The organism is Rathayibacter sp. AY1F2 (assembly GCF_002930885.1).
GTDB lineage: Bacteria > Actinomycetota > Actinomycetes > Actinomycetales > Microbacteriaceae > Rathayibacter.
This window is the reverse complement of sequence record NZ_PSVG01000004.1, coordinates 14,306-29,861: the sequence shown is the minus strand read 5'-3', so window position 1 is coordinate 29,861 and position 15,556 is coordinate 14,306. Positions and strand designations below refer to the sequence as shown.

Here is a 15,556-nt window from a genome sequence, read left to right as displayed (position 1 = left end):
GGGCGCTCCTCGCGGCGGAACCCTCCGGTCAGCGGGGAGCCTCCGCTCAGAGCTGCCCGACGAGGTGCGCCTGCCGGCCGTCGCGCGCGAAGACCGGGATGACGGCCAGCGGCGCGTCGGCGACGATCCACTGCCCGCCCTCGTGCTCGGCGCCCGTCGAGAGCTCCGTCCAGCGCGCCCCGGCGGGCAGGTAGACCCGTCGGGAGACGGCTCCGGCGTGCGTGACCGGAGCCACCAGCAGGTCCGAGCCGAAGAGGTACTGGTCGGCCAGATCCCAGGCCTCCGGGTCCCCCGGGAACTCGTGGAACACCGCGCGCAGCACGGGCTGGCCCAGCTCGTGCGCCTCCCGCATCGCCTCGCGCGTGTAGGGGCGCAGGGTCTCGCGCAGATGCAGCAGGCGGGTGAGGATCGGCGTGGCCTCCTCGCCGAAGCTCCACACCTCGTTCGCGGCTCCGGTCGCGGCGCGGCGGGTCCCGTCGGCGGCCGTGACCGGGGCCGACGGCGCGCGGTCGCCGTGGAGGCGCATCACCGGGCTGAACGCGCCGAACTGGAACCAGCGCACGAGGAGCTCACGGAACTCCGGATCCGACGGGTCTCCCCCGGCGAATCCTCCGATGTCGGTCGTGAACCACGGGATCCCCGCGACGCCCATGTGGATGCCGGCCGTGATCTGGTGGCGCAGGTCTGCGAAGGTCGAGTGGATGTCGCCCGACCACACGAGCGCACCGTAGCGCTGGCTGCCCGCCCACGCGGTGCGGACGAGGTTGACGATCGCGGTCTCCCCGCCCTCGCTCTGCCCCTCGAAGAAGCCGCGGGAGAACGCCTGCGGGTAGAGGTTGCCGACCTGGACGGCGGGGCCGGCGGCGTAGCGGTAGTTGTCGAAGTCGTAGACGCCGTACTCGGGCTCGGCCTCGTCGAGCCAGAAGAGCCGGATCCCGTGCTCGCCGTAGTTGCGCCGGCACGCCTCCCAGACGAACCTCCGGGCGGCGGGGCTCGTCGCGTCGTAGAACGCGCTCGGACCCTCGAACTGCATGTGCAGGTCCAGGCCCCGCTCGGCCTTGACGAGGAGGTTCCCCTTCTTCATCGCGATGTAGTTCTCGGACTCGACCGACACCTGCGGCCAGACCGAGACCATCAGCTCGATCCCGAGCTCGCGCAGCTCGGCGACCATGGCGGACGGATCCGGCCAGAACTCCTCCTCGAAGCGGAAGTCGCCCATGTGCGGCCAGTGGAAGAAGTCGGCCACGATCACGTCCATCGGCAGGCCGCGGCGCCGGTGCTCGCGGGCGACCTCGAGCAGCTGCTCCTGGTTCCAGTAGCGCAGCTTGCACTGCCAGAAGCCGAGGCCGTGCTCGGGCATCATCGGGACGTGCCCGGTCGCGTCGGCGTAGGCCCGGGTGATGTCGGCCGGGGTCTCCCCCGCGGTCACCCAGTAGTCGAGCTGCTGGGAGGACTCGGCGGACCACTCCGTGCGGTTGGCTGCGAAAGTCGCGCGGCCGATCGCGGGGTTGTGCCAGAGGAACCCGTAGCCGCGGCTCGACAGCACGAACGGGACGCTCGACTGGGAGTTGCGGTGCGCGAGCTCGAGCGTGCAGCCCTTCAGATCGAGGATGTCCTGCTGGTACTGCCCCATCCCGTACAGCTTCTCGTCGGGGGACGTCTCGAACAGCGCGGTCAGCCGGAAGTCGCCGCCCAGGTGCGGACGCTGCTCGCGGGCGCGCAGCTTGAGCGCTCCCCCGCTCCCGAGCTCTCGGAAGAGCAGCTCCCCCCGACGGTCGTAGAAGGAGAGGGAGCAGGAGAGCTCGTGGTAGCCGGTCTGGTACCCGTAGCCCTCCTGCTGCTCGAGGACGACGGTGATGCCGCCGGCGCGCAGCGTCGCCCGCGGTCCCTCGATCGAGACCTCCGGCGCGTGGCGCTCGGGGGCGATCAGCGCCCAGTCGGTGTCGAGGACCTCCCCGGACCGGCGGGCGCGGACCCGGACGCTGTCCCTCCCCCACGGCTCGACGACGACGGTCTCGCCGTCGCCGCGCCAGACGAGGCGGTCCCCCTCGAGCGCGAACGCGTCGGTGTCCATGTGCTCCTGCTTCCTCGAGTCGGGCACGGCGCTCAGTCCTTGACCGCGCCGGCGGTGACCCCGGCGGCGACGTAGCGCTGGGCCACGATCAGCAGCACGGCGGCCGGGATGGAGGCGATCACGGCGGTCGCCATGATCCCGTTCCAGTTGGTGGTGGTCGATCCGATGTAGCGGTAGAGGCCGAGGGTGAACGGCACGATGCTGTTGCCCGAGGTGAGCGAGTTCGCGTTGAGGAAGTCGGCCCAGGCGAACAGGAACGAGAACAGGCCCGCGGTCACGATCGAGTTCCGGCTCAGCGGGATGACGATCGAGACGAAGGAGCGCCAGTTGCTCGCACCGTCGATCCGCGCGGCCTCGATCAGCTCGTCTGGGATGCCGAGCATGAAGGCCCGGAGGATGATCACCGCGAACGGCACGGAGGCGGTCGCGTCGGCGAGGATCAGGCCCGGATAGGTGTTGAGCAGCCCCAGCGCGTTGTAGATCGCGAACAGCGCGGTGACCAGGACGATCCCGGGGATCATCTGGGCGAGGAGGAACACGAACATCACGACGCCGGTCCCCCGCACCCGGAACTTCGCCATCGCGAAGGCGGCGGGCAGGGCGATCGCCAGCGTCAGGATCACGCAGCCGATCGAGATCACGAGGCTCGTGATGAGGTTCGGCAGCTGCGTCGAGAACGCCTGCACGTACCCGTCGAGCGTCGGGTCGCCGGGGAACAGGCTCGGCGGGGTCTGGATCAGGTTCTGCGGCTTGGTCAGCGAGACGTTGACCATCCAGTAGAGCGGGAAGAGGAGGAAGCCGCAGAGCACGATCGCGATGACCACGTCGATCCCGCGGCGCAGCCCTGTGGTGTGCCGGTTCATCCGAGGTCCTCCTTGCGCTGGGCGCGGATGTAGATCACGCCGAAGACGAGGGCGACGATCACGAGGATCTGGCCGGCCGCCGCTCCGACTCCGAACTGCAGGTCGGTGAAGGACTGCTCGTAGGCCCACGTCGCGAGGGTGTGCGAGCTGTTGGCCGGGCCTCCCTTGGTGAGGATCCAGATGACGTCGAACACCTTGATCGTGTAGACGAGGCCGAGGAGGAGCGTGACGGAGGTCACCGGTCGCAGCAGCGGCCAGGTGATGCTCCAGAAGGACCGCCAGCGCGAGGCGCCGTCCAGTGCCGCGGCCTCGTAGAGGCTCTCGGGGATGCCCTGCAGGCCTCCGTGCAGCAGCACCATGTTGAACGGGATGCCCAGCCAGATGTTGGCGATGATGACCGCCCACAGCGAGACGGACGGATCGGTCAGCCAGCCGACCGGCGTGCCGATCGCGGCGTTCAGGATGCCGAACTGCTGGTCGAAGATCCAGCGCCAGGCCGTCGCCGAGACGATCAGCGGCAGGAGCCACGGCAGCAGGATGAGGGAGCGGAACGTCGCCGAGAGCGGGAACCGGCGGCTGAAGAACAGCGCCAGGGCCATGCCGATCGTGAACTGGCCCACCAGCGAGACCACGGTGAAGACCACGGTGTGCCAGGCGATGCTCGCGAAGATCGGATCGGTGACGACCGTGACGTAGTTGTCGAAGCCGACGAAGGGGGCGATCCCGGTCACGAAGGACGACGGTCCGAAGTCCTGGAGGCTGAGGACGACGCCGCGGATGATCGGGTAGACGAAGAAGACGGCGAGGAAGATCACCACGGGCGCCATGAAGGCGGCTGCGGCGAGGCGGAGGTGGGAGCGGGGTCGGCGGCGGGCGGGCGGCCTGGTGGCCGCCCCGCCCGCGACCGGCGCCGTGAGCACGGCGGGGTCGGTCATGCGGCCGCTACTTCAGGCTCGCCGCGGCGTCGTCGAGGGCCGCCTGCGGCGTCTTCGAGCCGGTCAGCGACTCCTGGATCGCGGTCCAGAGCGCCTTCGAGGTGTCCGGGTAGGCGACGCCGAGGTCGCTGGTGCGTCCCTGCGCGACCGAGATGGCCTCGACCCACGGCTGGAGCGCGGGGTCCTCGGTCGCCTGCTCGGCGGCCGCGTCGGCGTACGGCATGATGTACGACTGGCCGGCCGCCCAGGCCTTCAGGCTGTCGGGCTGGATGACGCACTGCGCGAACTCCGTGGCGAGGGTCTGCTTCGCGGCGTCGGAGGCGACCACCTCGACGAACTCGCCGCCGAGCGGGCTCGGTGCCGCTCCCCCGTCCTTCGCCGGGATCGGCACGACGCCGTAGTCGATGCCCGCCTCGTCGAGGGCGGAGAGCTGCCAGGTGCCGTTGACCATCATCCCGAGCTTGCCCGCGAGGAACTGGTCGCGGACGTCCTGCTGGTTGGCGTTGACGTTCGCCTGGGAGGCCGAGCCGCTCTTCACCAGGTCGGTCCAGAGCGCGAGCGCCGAGACGGCGTCGTCGGAGGAGATGTCCTCGAGGGTCGCACCGGAGCCCCAGAAGAAGGGCAGGAACTGGAAGGTGCCCTCCTCGGTGCCGATCGCGGAGAAGCCGAGCCCGGTGACGTCGCCCGCGGTGAGGGCCTTCGCGGCGGTGGTCAGCTCGTCCCAGGTCGTCGGCGGAGTGACGCCGGCGGCCTCGAAGAGCGCCTTGTTGTAGAAGAGCGCGAGGGTGTTCGAGCCGATCGACGAGCCGTAGGTCTTCCCGTCCAGCTGGCCGGCGGCGAGCACGTTCGGGAGGACGTCGCTGGTGTCGAGCCCGGAGGCGGCGTTGTCGACGAGCAGGCCGGTGTCGGCGAACTTCGCGACGTTGGGGTTGTCGAGGACGACCAGGTTCGGCGTCGTCTTCGACGCGGCCGACTGCAGGAGCTTGGTGGTGAGGTCGGGGTCGGAGGTGCGCTCGAGGGTGATCCCGGTCGAGGCCTCGCAGCCGGCCAGGAGCTGGCCGTAGGGGGAGGACGCGTCGTACTGGGTGAAGCTGTCCCAGAGAGTGAGCGACTTCGACGAGTCGTCGCCCGCTCCCTGTGCGCTGCACGCGCTGAGGGCGACTCCGGCGATGAGGACGAGGGAGGCGGCGCCTGCGGCCCGTCGGATGCTGTTCTTCACGGTATTCCTCTCTGAATACGGTCGGGACGAGCGGAGCGCTCGCGCCGGGAAGACCCTCCGGGGCGCCCGCTGAGGCGGTCCGTCCGGTAGTCGTGGCGAGCCTAACCGAGTCGGAGAACCGGTTCAATAGATTTCGGAGAACCGGTTCACCGATCGCCCGGGGAACGCCCCCGGCGACCCGGTCGACGTCAGCCGCGCGCCCGCCGCCACGAGGGGACGACGCCCCGGCTGGTGCCCGGCGAGAAGGGCGCGGTGGTGCCGAGGTCCACGACCACTGCGGGCAGCAGCTCCGTCACTCCCGGAGTCGCGGTGCCGGCGAGCTCGTCGAGCACCAGGTCGACCGCCCGCGAGACCATCTCGTCGCCGGGCAGGTCCACCACGGTGACCGGCTGGTCGGCGTGCCGCATCACCGCCTCCGGGGCGATGGTCATGATCGAGCAGTCCTCCGGGACGCGCAGGCCCAGGCCACTGAGGCGCTGCAGGAACGGCTCGAGCACGCCCGGCCCGTGAGTGACCACGGCGCTCAGGCCGGGGAGCTGCTCCTGCGCCTGCTCGAACCAGTCGTCGACGTCGTCGGTGCTGGGGATGACGGCGCCCCGCACGCCGCGCAGGCGGCACTGGTCGAGGAAGCCCTCGCGGAACCGCAGGGCGAAGGCGTAGCCGCTCTCGTAGGCGTCGGGGCCCATCCCGAGGACCGCGATCTCGACGTGCCCGAGGTCGGCGAGGTGGTCGACGGCGACCCGCGCCGCGCCGTCGAAGTCGAGGTCGATCGCGCTGAACGGGCTGCCCTCGCCCGGGTAGCCGACCAGCGCGGTCGGCAGGCCGATGCTCGCGAGGACCGGCAGCCGGGGGTCGTCCCGGCGGATGTCCATCACGACGAGCGCATCGGCGAGGACGTCGCGCGCGAGCTCCCCCTCGCCCGTGCCCATCATCAGCAGGTCGAAGCCGCGGGCGCGGGCCGCGTACATCGCCGCCCGCACGAAGCGCATGAAGACGTCGACATCGGTCTGCCGCGACTCCGGATCGACGGAGGCGAAGAAGCCGAGGATGTTCGTGCGCCGCAGCGCCAGGGCCCGCGCCATCGGGTCGGGCCGGTAGCCGAGCCGCTCCACGCTCGCGAGCACGCGCAGGCGGGTCGCCTCCGGGAGCTTCTTGTTGCCGGAGAGCACGTAGGACACCGTGCTGCGGGCCACCCCCGCATCGGCCGCGACGTCGCGAATGGTCACCATGGGCTCAGCGTAGTGAGGGCGCGGCGACGGGAGGGCCCGCCGGCGACCCCCTCGACCGGTGGGCAGCAGCGTGCATACCAGGGCGGTCCGGCCGTCCCGCCGTGGGTGGAGAGCCGTCCGCCGCGAGCCGCGCGACGGCGCCGACGGACGCAGGCCGCGGACGAGCAGTCGGTCACGGTTGCGCGCGGGTCCGACGGGCACGTACGGTCGACCCGTACCTCGTCGCGAGCCGCGACGTCGGTGCGGCCGCTATACCGGCCGATCCAGCGGCTCGCGGTCACGGGGGCTCCCCGCACGGAAGACGGACTCTTGCGCTCCAGCACCGGTACTGCGTCCACGACGCAGCAGCTGCTCTCGCACTGACGTCCCCCGTGCCCGCCCCTCAGGGGCGAGCCGTTGCTCCCTCGGAGTCCGGTGGTCGTCGTGCGCCGACACCGACCCCTGGAGCACCGTGCCCTCCACTTCCCGCACCACCCCGCCCGCCGTCGTCCTCCACGACTGCACGTTCGCCTGGCCCGACGGCTCCGTCGTCCTCGACCGCGTCACCGCTGCGTTCGGACGCGGGCGCACCGGTCTCGTCGGCGCGAACGGCGCCGGCAAGTCGACCCTCGTCCGCCTCGTCACCGGCGGCCTCTCCCCCACCGCCGGGAGCGTCTCGACGACGGGACCCGTCGACCTGCTGCCCCAGCGCCTCCGGCGAGGGCCCGACGACACCGTCGCCGATCTCCTCGGGATCCGGCATCGCCTGGACGCTCTGCACGCGATCCTCCGCGGCGACGCGGATCCGCGGCACTTCGAGGTGCTCGCGGACGACTGGGACCTCGAGGCCCGAGCGCTCGCCGCACTCGGCGACGCCGGTCTCGACCTGGAGGAGGCGGACCTGCTGCGGCCGGTCGCGACCCTCTCCGGAGGGCAGGCCGTCCTCACGGCCGTGACCGGCGTCCGGCTGCGCGGTCGGCCGATCGCCGTGCTCGACGAGCCGACGAACGACCTCGACCGGCGCTCCCGAGGGCTTCTGCTCGACCTGGTCGACCGGTGGCGCGGGACGCTCGTGCTCGTCAGCCACGACCGGGAGCTGCTCGAGCACGTCGACGAGATCGCGGAGCTGCGCGACGGGGCGGTCCGCACCTCCGGCGGGACGTTCTCGGCGTTCGAGGAGCGGCTCGCCCTCGAGCAGGCGGCCGCGGAGCGCGATCTGCGCGACGCCGACCGGCTTCTCCGCGCCGAGCGGCGGCAGCGCATCGAGGCCGAGACGACCATCGCCCGCCGCGCGCGGGCGGGGGCGCGATCGGCGGAGTCGATGCCCGCGATCCTCGCGAACGCGCGGAGAGGACGAGCCGAGGCGACCGCGGGACGGCTGCGCTCCGGGCACGGGGCCGCGGAGGCGCGGGCGCGCGAGCAGGTCGACGCAGCGTCGCGAGCAGTCCGGGACGACGACCGGGTCCGCCTCGACCTGCCGGACCCCGGGGTCGCGGCCGGGCGCCGGCTGGCGGAGGTGACGGTGCGCGGCCGGACGACGGTGCTCCAGGGGCCGGAGCGGATCGCCGTGGTCGGCGCGAACGGGACGGGGAAGACGACCCTGCTCGAGCACCTCGTCGGGGCGCCGGGTGCGCGGGAGCATCCGCTCGCCGGCACCACGGCCCGAGCGCTGACGGAGCGGGTCGGCTGGCTCCCCCAGCGCCGCGAGGGACTCCTCGACGAGGAGGCCACCGTGCGGGAGCACGTCTCCCGGGCCGCGCCGGATCGTCCTGCGGTCGAGCTGCGGAACGCCCTCGCGCGGCTCCTGGTGCGCGGCGACGTGGTCGATCGGAGGATCGCGTCGCTCTCGGGCGGCGAGCGGTTCCGCGTCGCGCTCGCCGGGCTCGTGCTGGCGCAGCCGGCTCCGCAGCTGCTCGTGCTCGACGAGCCGACGAACGACCTCGATCTCGCCACGACCGACCACCTCGTCGACGTTCTCGCCGCCTGGCGGGGCGGCCTGGTCGTCGTCAGCCACGACGAGGCGTTCCTCGACCGGCTCGGACTCCACTCCCGAGTGGTGCTCGACGCGGAGTGACGGCTGGTCCCCCGGCCCCCGGCGGTTCTGGCCTCGACCGGGCCCCTGCCGCCGGGGAGACTGGCCGGGCCCCTCCCGCCCCCAGCGAACGGACCGACGTGCTCACCGGACTCAGCGCCTTCCCCCTCACTCCGCTCCGCGACGACAGCATCGACGAGCGGTCGTTCGCCGCTCTCGTCGAGCGGCTCGCGCGGGCGGGAGTCGACTCGATCGGCGCACTGGGCTCGACCGGCTCGGCTCCGTACCTGGACCGCGGCGAGCGCCGGCGCGCCGCCGAGATCGCCGTCCGCAGCGCCGGCCCGGTGCCGGTCGTGGTCGGGATCGGGGCGCTGCGCACCTCGCAGGTGCTGGCGCTCGCCGAGGACGCGCAGAGCGCCGGAGCGAGCGCGGTGCTCCTGGCGCCGCTCGGCTACCAGCCGCTGACGGACGAGGACGTGCTGGGGCTCTACGAAGACGTGACGGCTCAGCTCTCGGTGCCGCTCGTCGTGTACGACAACCCCGGGACGACGCGCTTCTCCTTCTCCGACGACCTCTACGGGGCCGTCGCCCGGCTGCCGCAGGTCGCCTCCCTCAAGATCCCCGGCGTGCCGGAGGGACCGGGCGCCGCGGCGGCGCGCGTCAGCGAGATCCGGGCGCGGGTGCCGGAGGGGGTCACCGTCGGGGTCTCGGGGGACGCCGCGGGTGCGCGCGGGCTGCTCGGCGGCTGCGACGCCTGGTACTCGGTGATCGGCGGCATCTTCCCGCGGACGGCGCTGTCGATCGCCCGGGCGGCGCAGTCGGGCGATGAGGCGGCCGCGATCGCGGGATCGGCACGCCTGCAGCCCGTCTGGGACCTCTTCGCGGAGCACGGCGGCAGCTACCGCGTGGTCGCAGCGATGGCGGAGCAGCTCGGTCTCGCCGAGGCGCGCTGCCTCCCGCGTCCGGTCCGCGGGCTCGGTGCACGGGCGCGGGCCCGGGTCGCGGAGGTCCTGGCGGAGCTGGGGCCTGTGCTGGAGTGATGCTCGGGCGGGTCGACGGGAGGACGGCTCGGACGGCGTGGTCGTTCCGGACAGCTGGAGGGGCGGGCCGGGGATGTCCCCGACCCGCCCCTCCGGCGGAGCACGCGACCTCAGCAGGCCTTGGACGCGCGGTAGGTGTTGCGTCCCGCCGCCACGAACAGCGCGTCGAGGACTCGGGCCTTGCCCGGCGCCACGGAGTAGCAGCTGCCGTCGAAGTCGGCGATGATGTCGGCCTTGCGCTCGACCGTGCTCGACCCGCAGTTGCGGAAGACGAGAGCGCGCTGGCGCAGGACGCCCTCGGGTCCGAGGGTGGCGCCGGTGGCCACCTCCTGGGCTCCGCAGGCGTAGTTCCCGGCGCTCACGTACTGTCCGTTCGCGACCTCGGCCGCGGAGGCGGGCGTCGCGACAGCGACGACGCCGACGGAGGCGATGGCGCCCGTGAGGGCGAGGGTGGCAAGAGTTCGTCGAAGAGTCATGGTCGTTTCTCCTTCTGCTTCTCGGTCCCTTCACGCTGGCACCGGTCCGCCGACGAGCGCGAGGAACCTGGGAGCCTTCACACCGGGGGGCCAGACCGGTGCGGGGAAGTGCTCCCGAACGGGGCGAAAGGGTCGGAACCGGCGGGGCGGACGATCAGGAACGGGCCTCTCCTTCGCCTCCTGAGCGCCTCGATCCGCCGCCGATGCGGTCGCCGAGCCGCCGACCGTTCCGTCCGTGCGGCGTCGTCCCTCCGCCGTCCCGCGACTGGCGCACATCGACGGGTCGTCCGGCCGGTCCTCCGGCTAGCGTTGCAGGCACACCCCCCGCCGACCCGGACCGCTCCGCCGACCTCGTCGGTTCGCGGTCCCTGCACGAGGAGCCCCCGTGTCCCCCGACGATTCAGCAGTACCCCCCTCTCGAACTCCCGGCCTCCGGCGGCGCCCTCACGGGTGCTCTCGCTCTGGGCGCGGCGACGCTCCCGGCCGCCTCCGCCTCCGCCTCCCCCGTGCCCGGCCTGCCCGGGGAGAGGACCCGCACGATCAACGTGAGGACGAAGAACCGCGGCGTGCTCTACGACGTCCTCACGGTCTCGATCGCGGGCGACCTCGCGCGGATCTTCGTGCCGCAGACGGTGAAGCCGCGGCAGGCCGCGGCGGTACCGGTGATCTGGTTCATCCACTCCGCGCAGGCCGACCACACCTCGCTGTCCAGCGTCTTCGCGTACCCGGCCGAGCTCGCCGTCGAGCGGGGCGCCATTGCGATCTGCCAGACGCTCGGCGGAACGATCTGGACCAACGACACCGCGCAGAAGCACCAGCGGAACGGCTACGCCTACCTCTCCGGCCAGTTCCCGATCGCCGCCAGCTACCTCTGGGCGATGTCGGCCGGCGGCGCGCTCGCCTGCGAGGACTACGGCGCGCGGGTCTTCCCCGGCATCAACGGCGTCTACCTGGTCAACGGCGTCTACGACCTCCGCGACACCCACGACCGCACGACGCGGGGCCGCTTCTCGATCGGCGGTGCCTTCGGCGGCAGCACCGCTCAGATCGACTCCCACAACCCGAAGCGGCTGCCCGCCTCCGCCTGGGCCGGCGCGAACATCCGCGCGGTGGTGTCCGACACGGCCCACCCGGACCCGAGCGTGCCGCCGGCACTGCACGGGCTCGCCCTCGTGAAGAAGGCGACGGCCACGGCCAGGGAGGCGACCGTCCGGACGCACGCGCTCGGCCACAACGCACCGTCGTGGGTGAACCAGGACGGCATCGACGCGATCTTCCGCTGGCACGCCGGGCTGGCCGCCGCGCCGGCGCCGTCGGCGACGCCGACCCCGACGAAGACCCCCGTCGTCCGCCCGTCCACCGCGGGCCGCTGGGACTTCGACCAGGCGGACGCCCCGTACGCGGGAGAGCCGGGGTCCCCGTTCCGACCCCGCTGAGCGGTCCGGACGCGACGGCGTCCCTCGGGATGCGCTGACCGTCACGGGCCCGCGGCGGGAGCGCTCGGCCGCAGTGAGACCGGGCCTACGTCCCCTCCGCGGAGCTCCGCGGCGCCCTCTTCCGGACAGGGCCGCTAGAGGACATTGTCAGCGGCGGGACGGCCGTGCCACGGTTCGAGGACGGCCGATGAGGGCCGTCCCGATCGAAGGCAGCACATGCGCTCCAGCACCGTCCCTCGTCCGCCCGCCGTCCAGGACGGCACGTCGCAGCCGCGGGATCCAGGAGCGGCGCGGCGGCTCCGGCGGGGTCTGCTCGGGTTGACCGCGGCCGTCGCGCTCCTCGTCGGCACCGCCGTTCCTCTCGCGGCGGTCGCCGCTCCGTCCGCCCCTGTCCTCGGGGTGGCGGCCTGGGGAAGCGGCACCGACGGGAAGACCACGGTCCCGGCCGGGGTCGAGGGCGTCCTCTCCCTCGCCGCGGGCCGGACCCACAGCCTCGCCGCGAAAGGCGACGGCGGGGTCGTCGCCTGGGGCCGCGGGTCGTACGGGCAGACCAGCGTCCCCGACGGTCTCACGGGGGTCGTCGCGGTCTCCGCCGGCGACTACAGCAGCCATGCGCTGAAGAGCGACGGGACCGTCGTCTCCTGGGGCTACGACGGCGACGGGCAGGTGTCGAGGAGTGCCGCGCTGACCGGGATCGTCGCGATCTCGTCCTCCCGCGACAACAGCCTCGCGCTCGGCAACGACGGCACCGTCACGTCGTGGGGCAGCAACGGGCTGGGCGAGGGCCTGGTCCCGGCCGGCCTCGGAGGCGTCACGGCCATCGCCGCGGGCCGGCGCCACAGCCTCGCCGTGTCCGGCGGGAGGGTGGTCGCCTGGGGCTGGGACCTCTACGGGCAGACCGACGTCCCCGCGGGGCTCGAGGGCGTGGTGGCCGTCGCGGCGGGAGAGACCCACAGCCTCGCGCTGAAGGAGGACGGCACCGTCGTCGCCTGGGGCGCGAGCTCCGACTCGGTCGTCGTCGACTACGGCCAGACCACGGTGCCGGAAGGCCTGTCCGGGGTCGTGGCGATCGCCGCCGCGTCCGACTACAGCCTCGCGCTGAAGGGCGACGGCACGATCGTCGGCTGGGGCCGGAGCTCGGCCGGGCAGCTGCAGTCCCCCGCCGGCCTCGCCGGCACAACGGCTCTCGCAGCCGGACCCGATCACGTGCTCGCCCGGGGCCCGCGTCCGGTCCTGACGGCGGATGCTCCTCCCGCGTCCGGGCCGCTCGGAGCGGCCGCCTCGTACACCTTCGCGGCCGACCGCCCCGCCTCGTTCGCGATCGCCTCCGGCTCACTCCCCGACGGCCTGACCCTCAGCGAGTCCGGGCTCCTCTCCGGCACGCCGACGACCGCGGGCACGTCCACCTTCGCCGTCTCCGCGCGGAACCCCTTCGGCGCTACCGTCGGGGCCCCGCACACGTTCGCCGTGGCGGAGACGACGGTCGCGCCGACCCTGGCCGGCGACCCGCCCGCCGCGACGGTGGGCACCCCGTACGACTTCGACTACAGCGTGACGGGCACACCGGCGCCGACGGTCTCGCTCGTCTCCGGAACGCTCCCCGCCGGCCTGAGCCTCGATGATCGTGGCGGCCTGACCGGGACGCCGACCGCCGACGGACGCTCCACCTTCACCCTGCGGGCCTCGAACGCTGCGGGGAGCGCGGAGACCACCAGCACCGTCGTCGTCTCCCCCGCCGCCGCTGCACCGGCGATCTCCGGCACCCCCGGGCCGGGCGTCGTCGGCACCCCCTACGACTTCGGCTACACCGTCTCCGGCTTCCCCGCGCCGTCGGTGGCCGTCTCCTCCGGTCCGCTCCCGTCCGGCCTCACCCTGACTCCGGCCGGGCGCCTGACCGGGACTCCGTCCGCGCCGGGCACCTTCACGTTCACGCTGGCGGCCCGCGCCGGCACCGCCTCCGCGGAGACCACCAGCACCGTCACCGTCTCGTCGCCGACGGTCGCGCCGACCCTCTCCGGGACGGTCGCGGCCGGCGTCGTCGGCTCGGCCTACGACTTCCGCTACGCGGTGAGCGGCACGCCCGCTCCGTCGGTCTCCCTGGTCTCCGGCGCACTGCCCGCCGGACTCACCCTCGACGCGACCGGGCGCCTCTCCGGGACGCCGACCACGGCCGGGACCACCACCTTCAGCATCCAGGCCGCGAACTCGGCGGGCACGGCTCGGGCGACGAGCACGCTGACGGTCTCGCCGAAGCAGGTCGCGACGAAGGCCGATCTGCGCGTCGACCTCTCCGGGCCGGCCTCGGCGGTGAAGGGGAGGACGCTCACCTACACCCTCATTACGACGAACGCCGGTCCGGCTGCGTCTGGGTCGGTCTTCTCGCAGGTCGTCCTGCCCGCGGGTGTGCAGTTCGTCTCGGCGACAGGCTCGTACACCAGGGTCGGGAACGTCGTGGTGTTCCAGCGGGCCGGCCTGGCGGACGGGCGGACCGTGTCGGAGAAGATCACGGTGAGGGCGGCCGTCTCGGGCACGGCGACCGCGCTGGCGGCGGCGTTCTCGACGAAGACGCCGGACCCGTCCATCCGCAGCAACGCGGACACGGCGAGCACGACGATCCGCTGACCGCGGGAGCGTGACGGCGGGCGGTCCCTCGCGGGCCGCCCGCCGTTCTCGGTGCGGGAGCGTCGAGGTCCGCCGCGTCCGCGCCTCGTCTTCGACCGCTAGCCGGCCCGAGGGCGGTAGAAGCGCACGACCGGGAGGGCAGCCGTCGGAGCCTCGCGCACGACGATCTCGAGGCGCTGGACCAGGGCCGGGACGGTCGGCGTGGTCTCGAGCCGGCACTCGAGCTCTCCGTCGCGGCCCGGCAGGAGGAAGGCCGCCTGCGCCGCGGAGGCGCTCCAGAGCAGCCGCTCCACCAGCGGCCTCGCGGTCGGGTCCTCGGCGAGCCCGCCGATCTCCGCGATCGCCGTGGCGAGGCGGCGGGCGCGCACGTCGGCCGGCACATCGCTCAGCAGGTTGGGGCTGAACAGGGCGCCGCTGCCCGCCTCCCCCGCCCGGGTGAGGTCTCCCGCGACGATCGCGTCCTCGACGGCGGCGGCCGCGGCGAGGGTCGACGGGAGGAGGGTGATGGTGCGCGCCGGAGGAGCGGTGTCGTCGAGGGCGGCGCGGAGGAGTCCCGTCGCGGCGGCGGCGAGCTTCGCCCCGTTCGCGGTCGCGAAGACCACGGCCCCCAGGCCCGACTCCAGATGCCACCGCATGTTCGACGACCAGCCCGGCAGGCCGCCGGAGTGGTGGGCGATCCCGCCGAAGCGGACGTCGTGCTCGACGACGAGGCCGAACCCGTAGGCGGAGCCGTCGAGCGTGCTCTCGACGGCGCGAGGGCTCAGCGCGGGGACCGGCGTCCAGCCGCGCTGCATCTCGCGGCGGGAGGCGCGGCTCAGCACCGGGTCGTCGTCCGCGCCGTCCTCGCCCTCGAACGCGGAGGAGAGCCAGCCGCTCCAGCGGGCGATGTCGCCGACCGGGCTGAACATGCTCGCGGCGCAGGCGCCCGCTCCGGTGCCGGTCACGGGGCGGGGCACCCAGGTCGCTCCGTCGTCGAAGGTGCTGAAGCCGGCCGCCAGGTCGGTGCCGTCGGGGTAGTCGCCGCTGTCGTAGCGGGTGTCGTGGAGGCCGAGCGGCTCGAGGATCGTCCGCGTCGCGAAGGACGGGAAGTCCTCCCCGGTCACGTTCTCGACGAGCACGCCGAGCAGCCAGAAGCCGATGTTGGAGTACTGGTAGACCTCACCCGGCCGCTCCGTGAAGGTCAGCCCGCGGCCGACGACCTCGAGGAACTCCTCCCGCGTCAGAGCCATGACGTCGTCGGCCCAGCCGTTGTCCTCCGGGAGACCCGAGCAGTTGCTGAGGAGCATCCTGACCGTCACGGGCAGCGGTCGGCCCGCGGAGTCGAGCGGGTCGGTGAACTCCGGCACGTGGTCGGCGACGCGGTCGTCGAGGCGGAGCAGCCCGCGGTCGCGCAGGATCAGCACCGCCGCCGCCTCGAAGCTCTTCGACATGGAGGCGATGCGGTGCACGGTCCCGGGCCCGGGAACGGCCCCGTCGAGGCGGTGCTCGCCGCGGCCGTGGTGGACGAGGAGCCCGCTGCGGTCGAACAGGGCCCAGCTCACCGAGGGGGCCGGCGGCGCCTCCTCGTCGAACCACCGGGCCAGCCGGTCCTGGAGCGGCGGGGAGAGGAGCGTCGGCGGAGGGAGCGTCATGCCCTCATCCTCCCGCACGC

The 15,556-nt window shown here is 73.3% G+C and carries 11 protein-coding genes; 4 read left to right on the top strand and 7 right to left on the bottom strand.

Annotated features, from left to right (window positions below):
- Nucleotides 1–46 precede the first annotated feature (46 nt).
- The 5 genes from C5C54_RS04510 to C5C54_RS04490 form a co-directional block, all read right to left on the bottom strand.
- Nucleotides 47–2,074, bottom strand: coding sequence for a TIM-barrel domain-containing protein (locus C5C54_RS04510; RefSeq protein WP_104246851.1), 2,028 nt, complete (start codon nt 2,072–2,074; stop codon nt 47–49).
- 32 nt (nt 2,075–2,106) lie between these two features.
- The gene (locus C5C54_RS04505; RefSeq protein ID WP_104222044.1) at nt 2,107–2,937 is read right to left on the bottom strand and encodes a carbohydrate ABC transporter permease; all 831 of its coding nucleotides are present in this window, start codon (nt 2,935–2,937) and stop codon (nt 2,107–2,109) included.
- Complete coding sequence (locus C5C54_RS04500; RefSeq protein WP_104225253.1) at nt 2,934–3,872, bottom strand: carbohydrate ABC transporter permease; 939 nt, start codon at nt 3,870–3,872, stop codon at nt 2,934–2,936. The genes C5C54_RS04505 and C5C54_RS04500 overlap by 4 nt, the downstream gene beginning before the upstream one ends.
- 7 nt (nt 3,873–3,879) lie before the next feature.
- Complete coding sequence (locus C5C54_RS04495; protein WP_104222048.1) at nt 3,880–5,091, bottom strand: extracellular solute-binding protein; 1,212 nt, start codon at nt 5,089–5,091, stop codon at nt 3,880–3,882.
- A gap of 188 nt (nt 5,092–5,279) precedes the next feature.
- Nucleotides 5,280–6,320 (bottom strand): LacI family DNA-binding transcriptional regulator, encoded by a 1,041-nt coding sequence (locus C5C54_RS04490; RefSeq protein ID WP_104222050.1) that lies wholly within the window; start codon nt 6,318–6,320, stop codon nt 5,280–5,282.
- A gap of 451 nt (nt 6,321–6,771) precedes the next feature.
- Between C5C54_RS04490 and C5C54_RS04485 the strand changes: the two genes are divergently transcribed.
- Together C5C54_RS04485 and C5C54_RS04480 are read left to right on the top strand one after the other, a co-directional pair.
- On the top strand, nt 6,772–8,373 hold the full coding sequence (locus C5C54_RS04485; protein ID WP_104287888.1) for an ABC-F family ATP-binding cassette domain-containing protein: 1,602 nt from the start codon (nt 6,772–6,774) through the stop codon (nt 8,371–8,373).
- A gap of 98 nt (nt 8,374–8,471) precedes the next feature.
- Nucleotides 8,472–9,371 carry a dihydrodipicolinate synthase family protein gene (locus C5C54_RS04480; protein WP_104268662.1) on the top strand — a complete coding sequence of 300 codons (900 nt, stop codon included), beginning with the start codon at nt 8,472–8,474 and terminating at the stop codon, nt 9,369–9,371.
- Nucleotides 9,372–9,481: 110 nt separating this feature from the next.
- Here the strand turns inward: C5C54_RS04480 and C5C54_RS04475 are convergent, their stop codons facing one another.
- The gene (locus tag C5C54_RS04475) at nt 9,482–9,847 is read right to left on the bottom strand and encodes a hypothetical protein (protein ID WP_104222056.1); all 366 of its coding nucleotides are present in this window, start codon (nt 9,845–9,847) and stop codon (nt 9,482–9,484) included.
- 545 nt (nt 9,848–10,392) lie between these two features.
- On the opposite strand from C5C54_RS04475, the gene C5C54_RS04470 reads away from it, so the two are divergent.
- Nucleotides 10,393–11,283 carry a hypothetical protein gene (locus tag C5C54_RS04470; RefSeq protein ID WP_104287887.1) on the top strand — a complete coding sequence of 297 codons (891 nt, stop codon included), beginning with the start codon at nt 10,393–10,395 and terminating at the stop codon, nt 11,281–11,283.
- A 216-nt stretch (nt 11,284–11,499) separates the two neighbouring features.
- On the top strand, nt 11,500–13,905 hold the full coding sequence (locus C5C54_RS04465; protein WP_104287886.1) for a putative Ig domain-containing protein: 2,406 nt from the start codon (nt 11,500–11,502) through the stop codon (nt 13,903–13,905).
- Nucleotides 13,906–14,003: 98 nt separating this feature from the next.
- Here the strand turns inward: C5C54_RS04465 and C5C54_RS04460 are convergent, their stop codons facing one another.
- On the bottom strand, nt 14,004–15,536 hold the full coding sequence (locus tag C5C54_RS04460) for a serine hydrolase (RefSeq protein ID WP_104287885.1): 1,533 nt from the start codon (nt 15,534–15,536) through the stop codon (nt 14,004–14,006).
- Nucleotides 15,537–15,556: the final 20 nt, after the last annotated feature.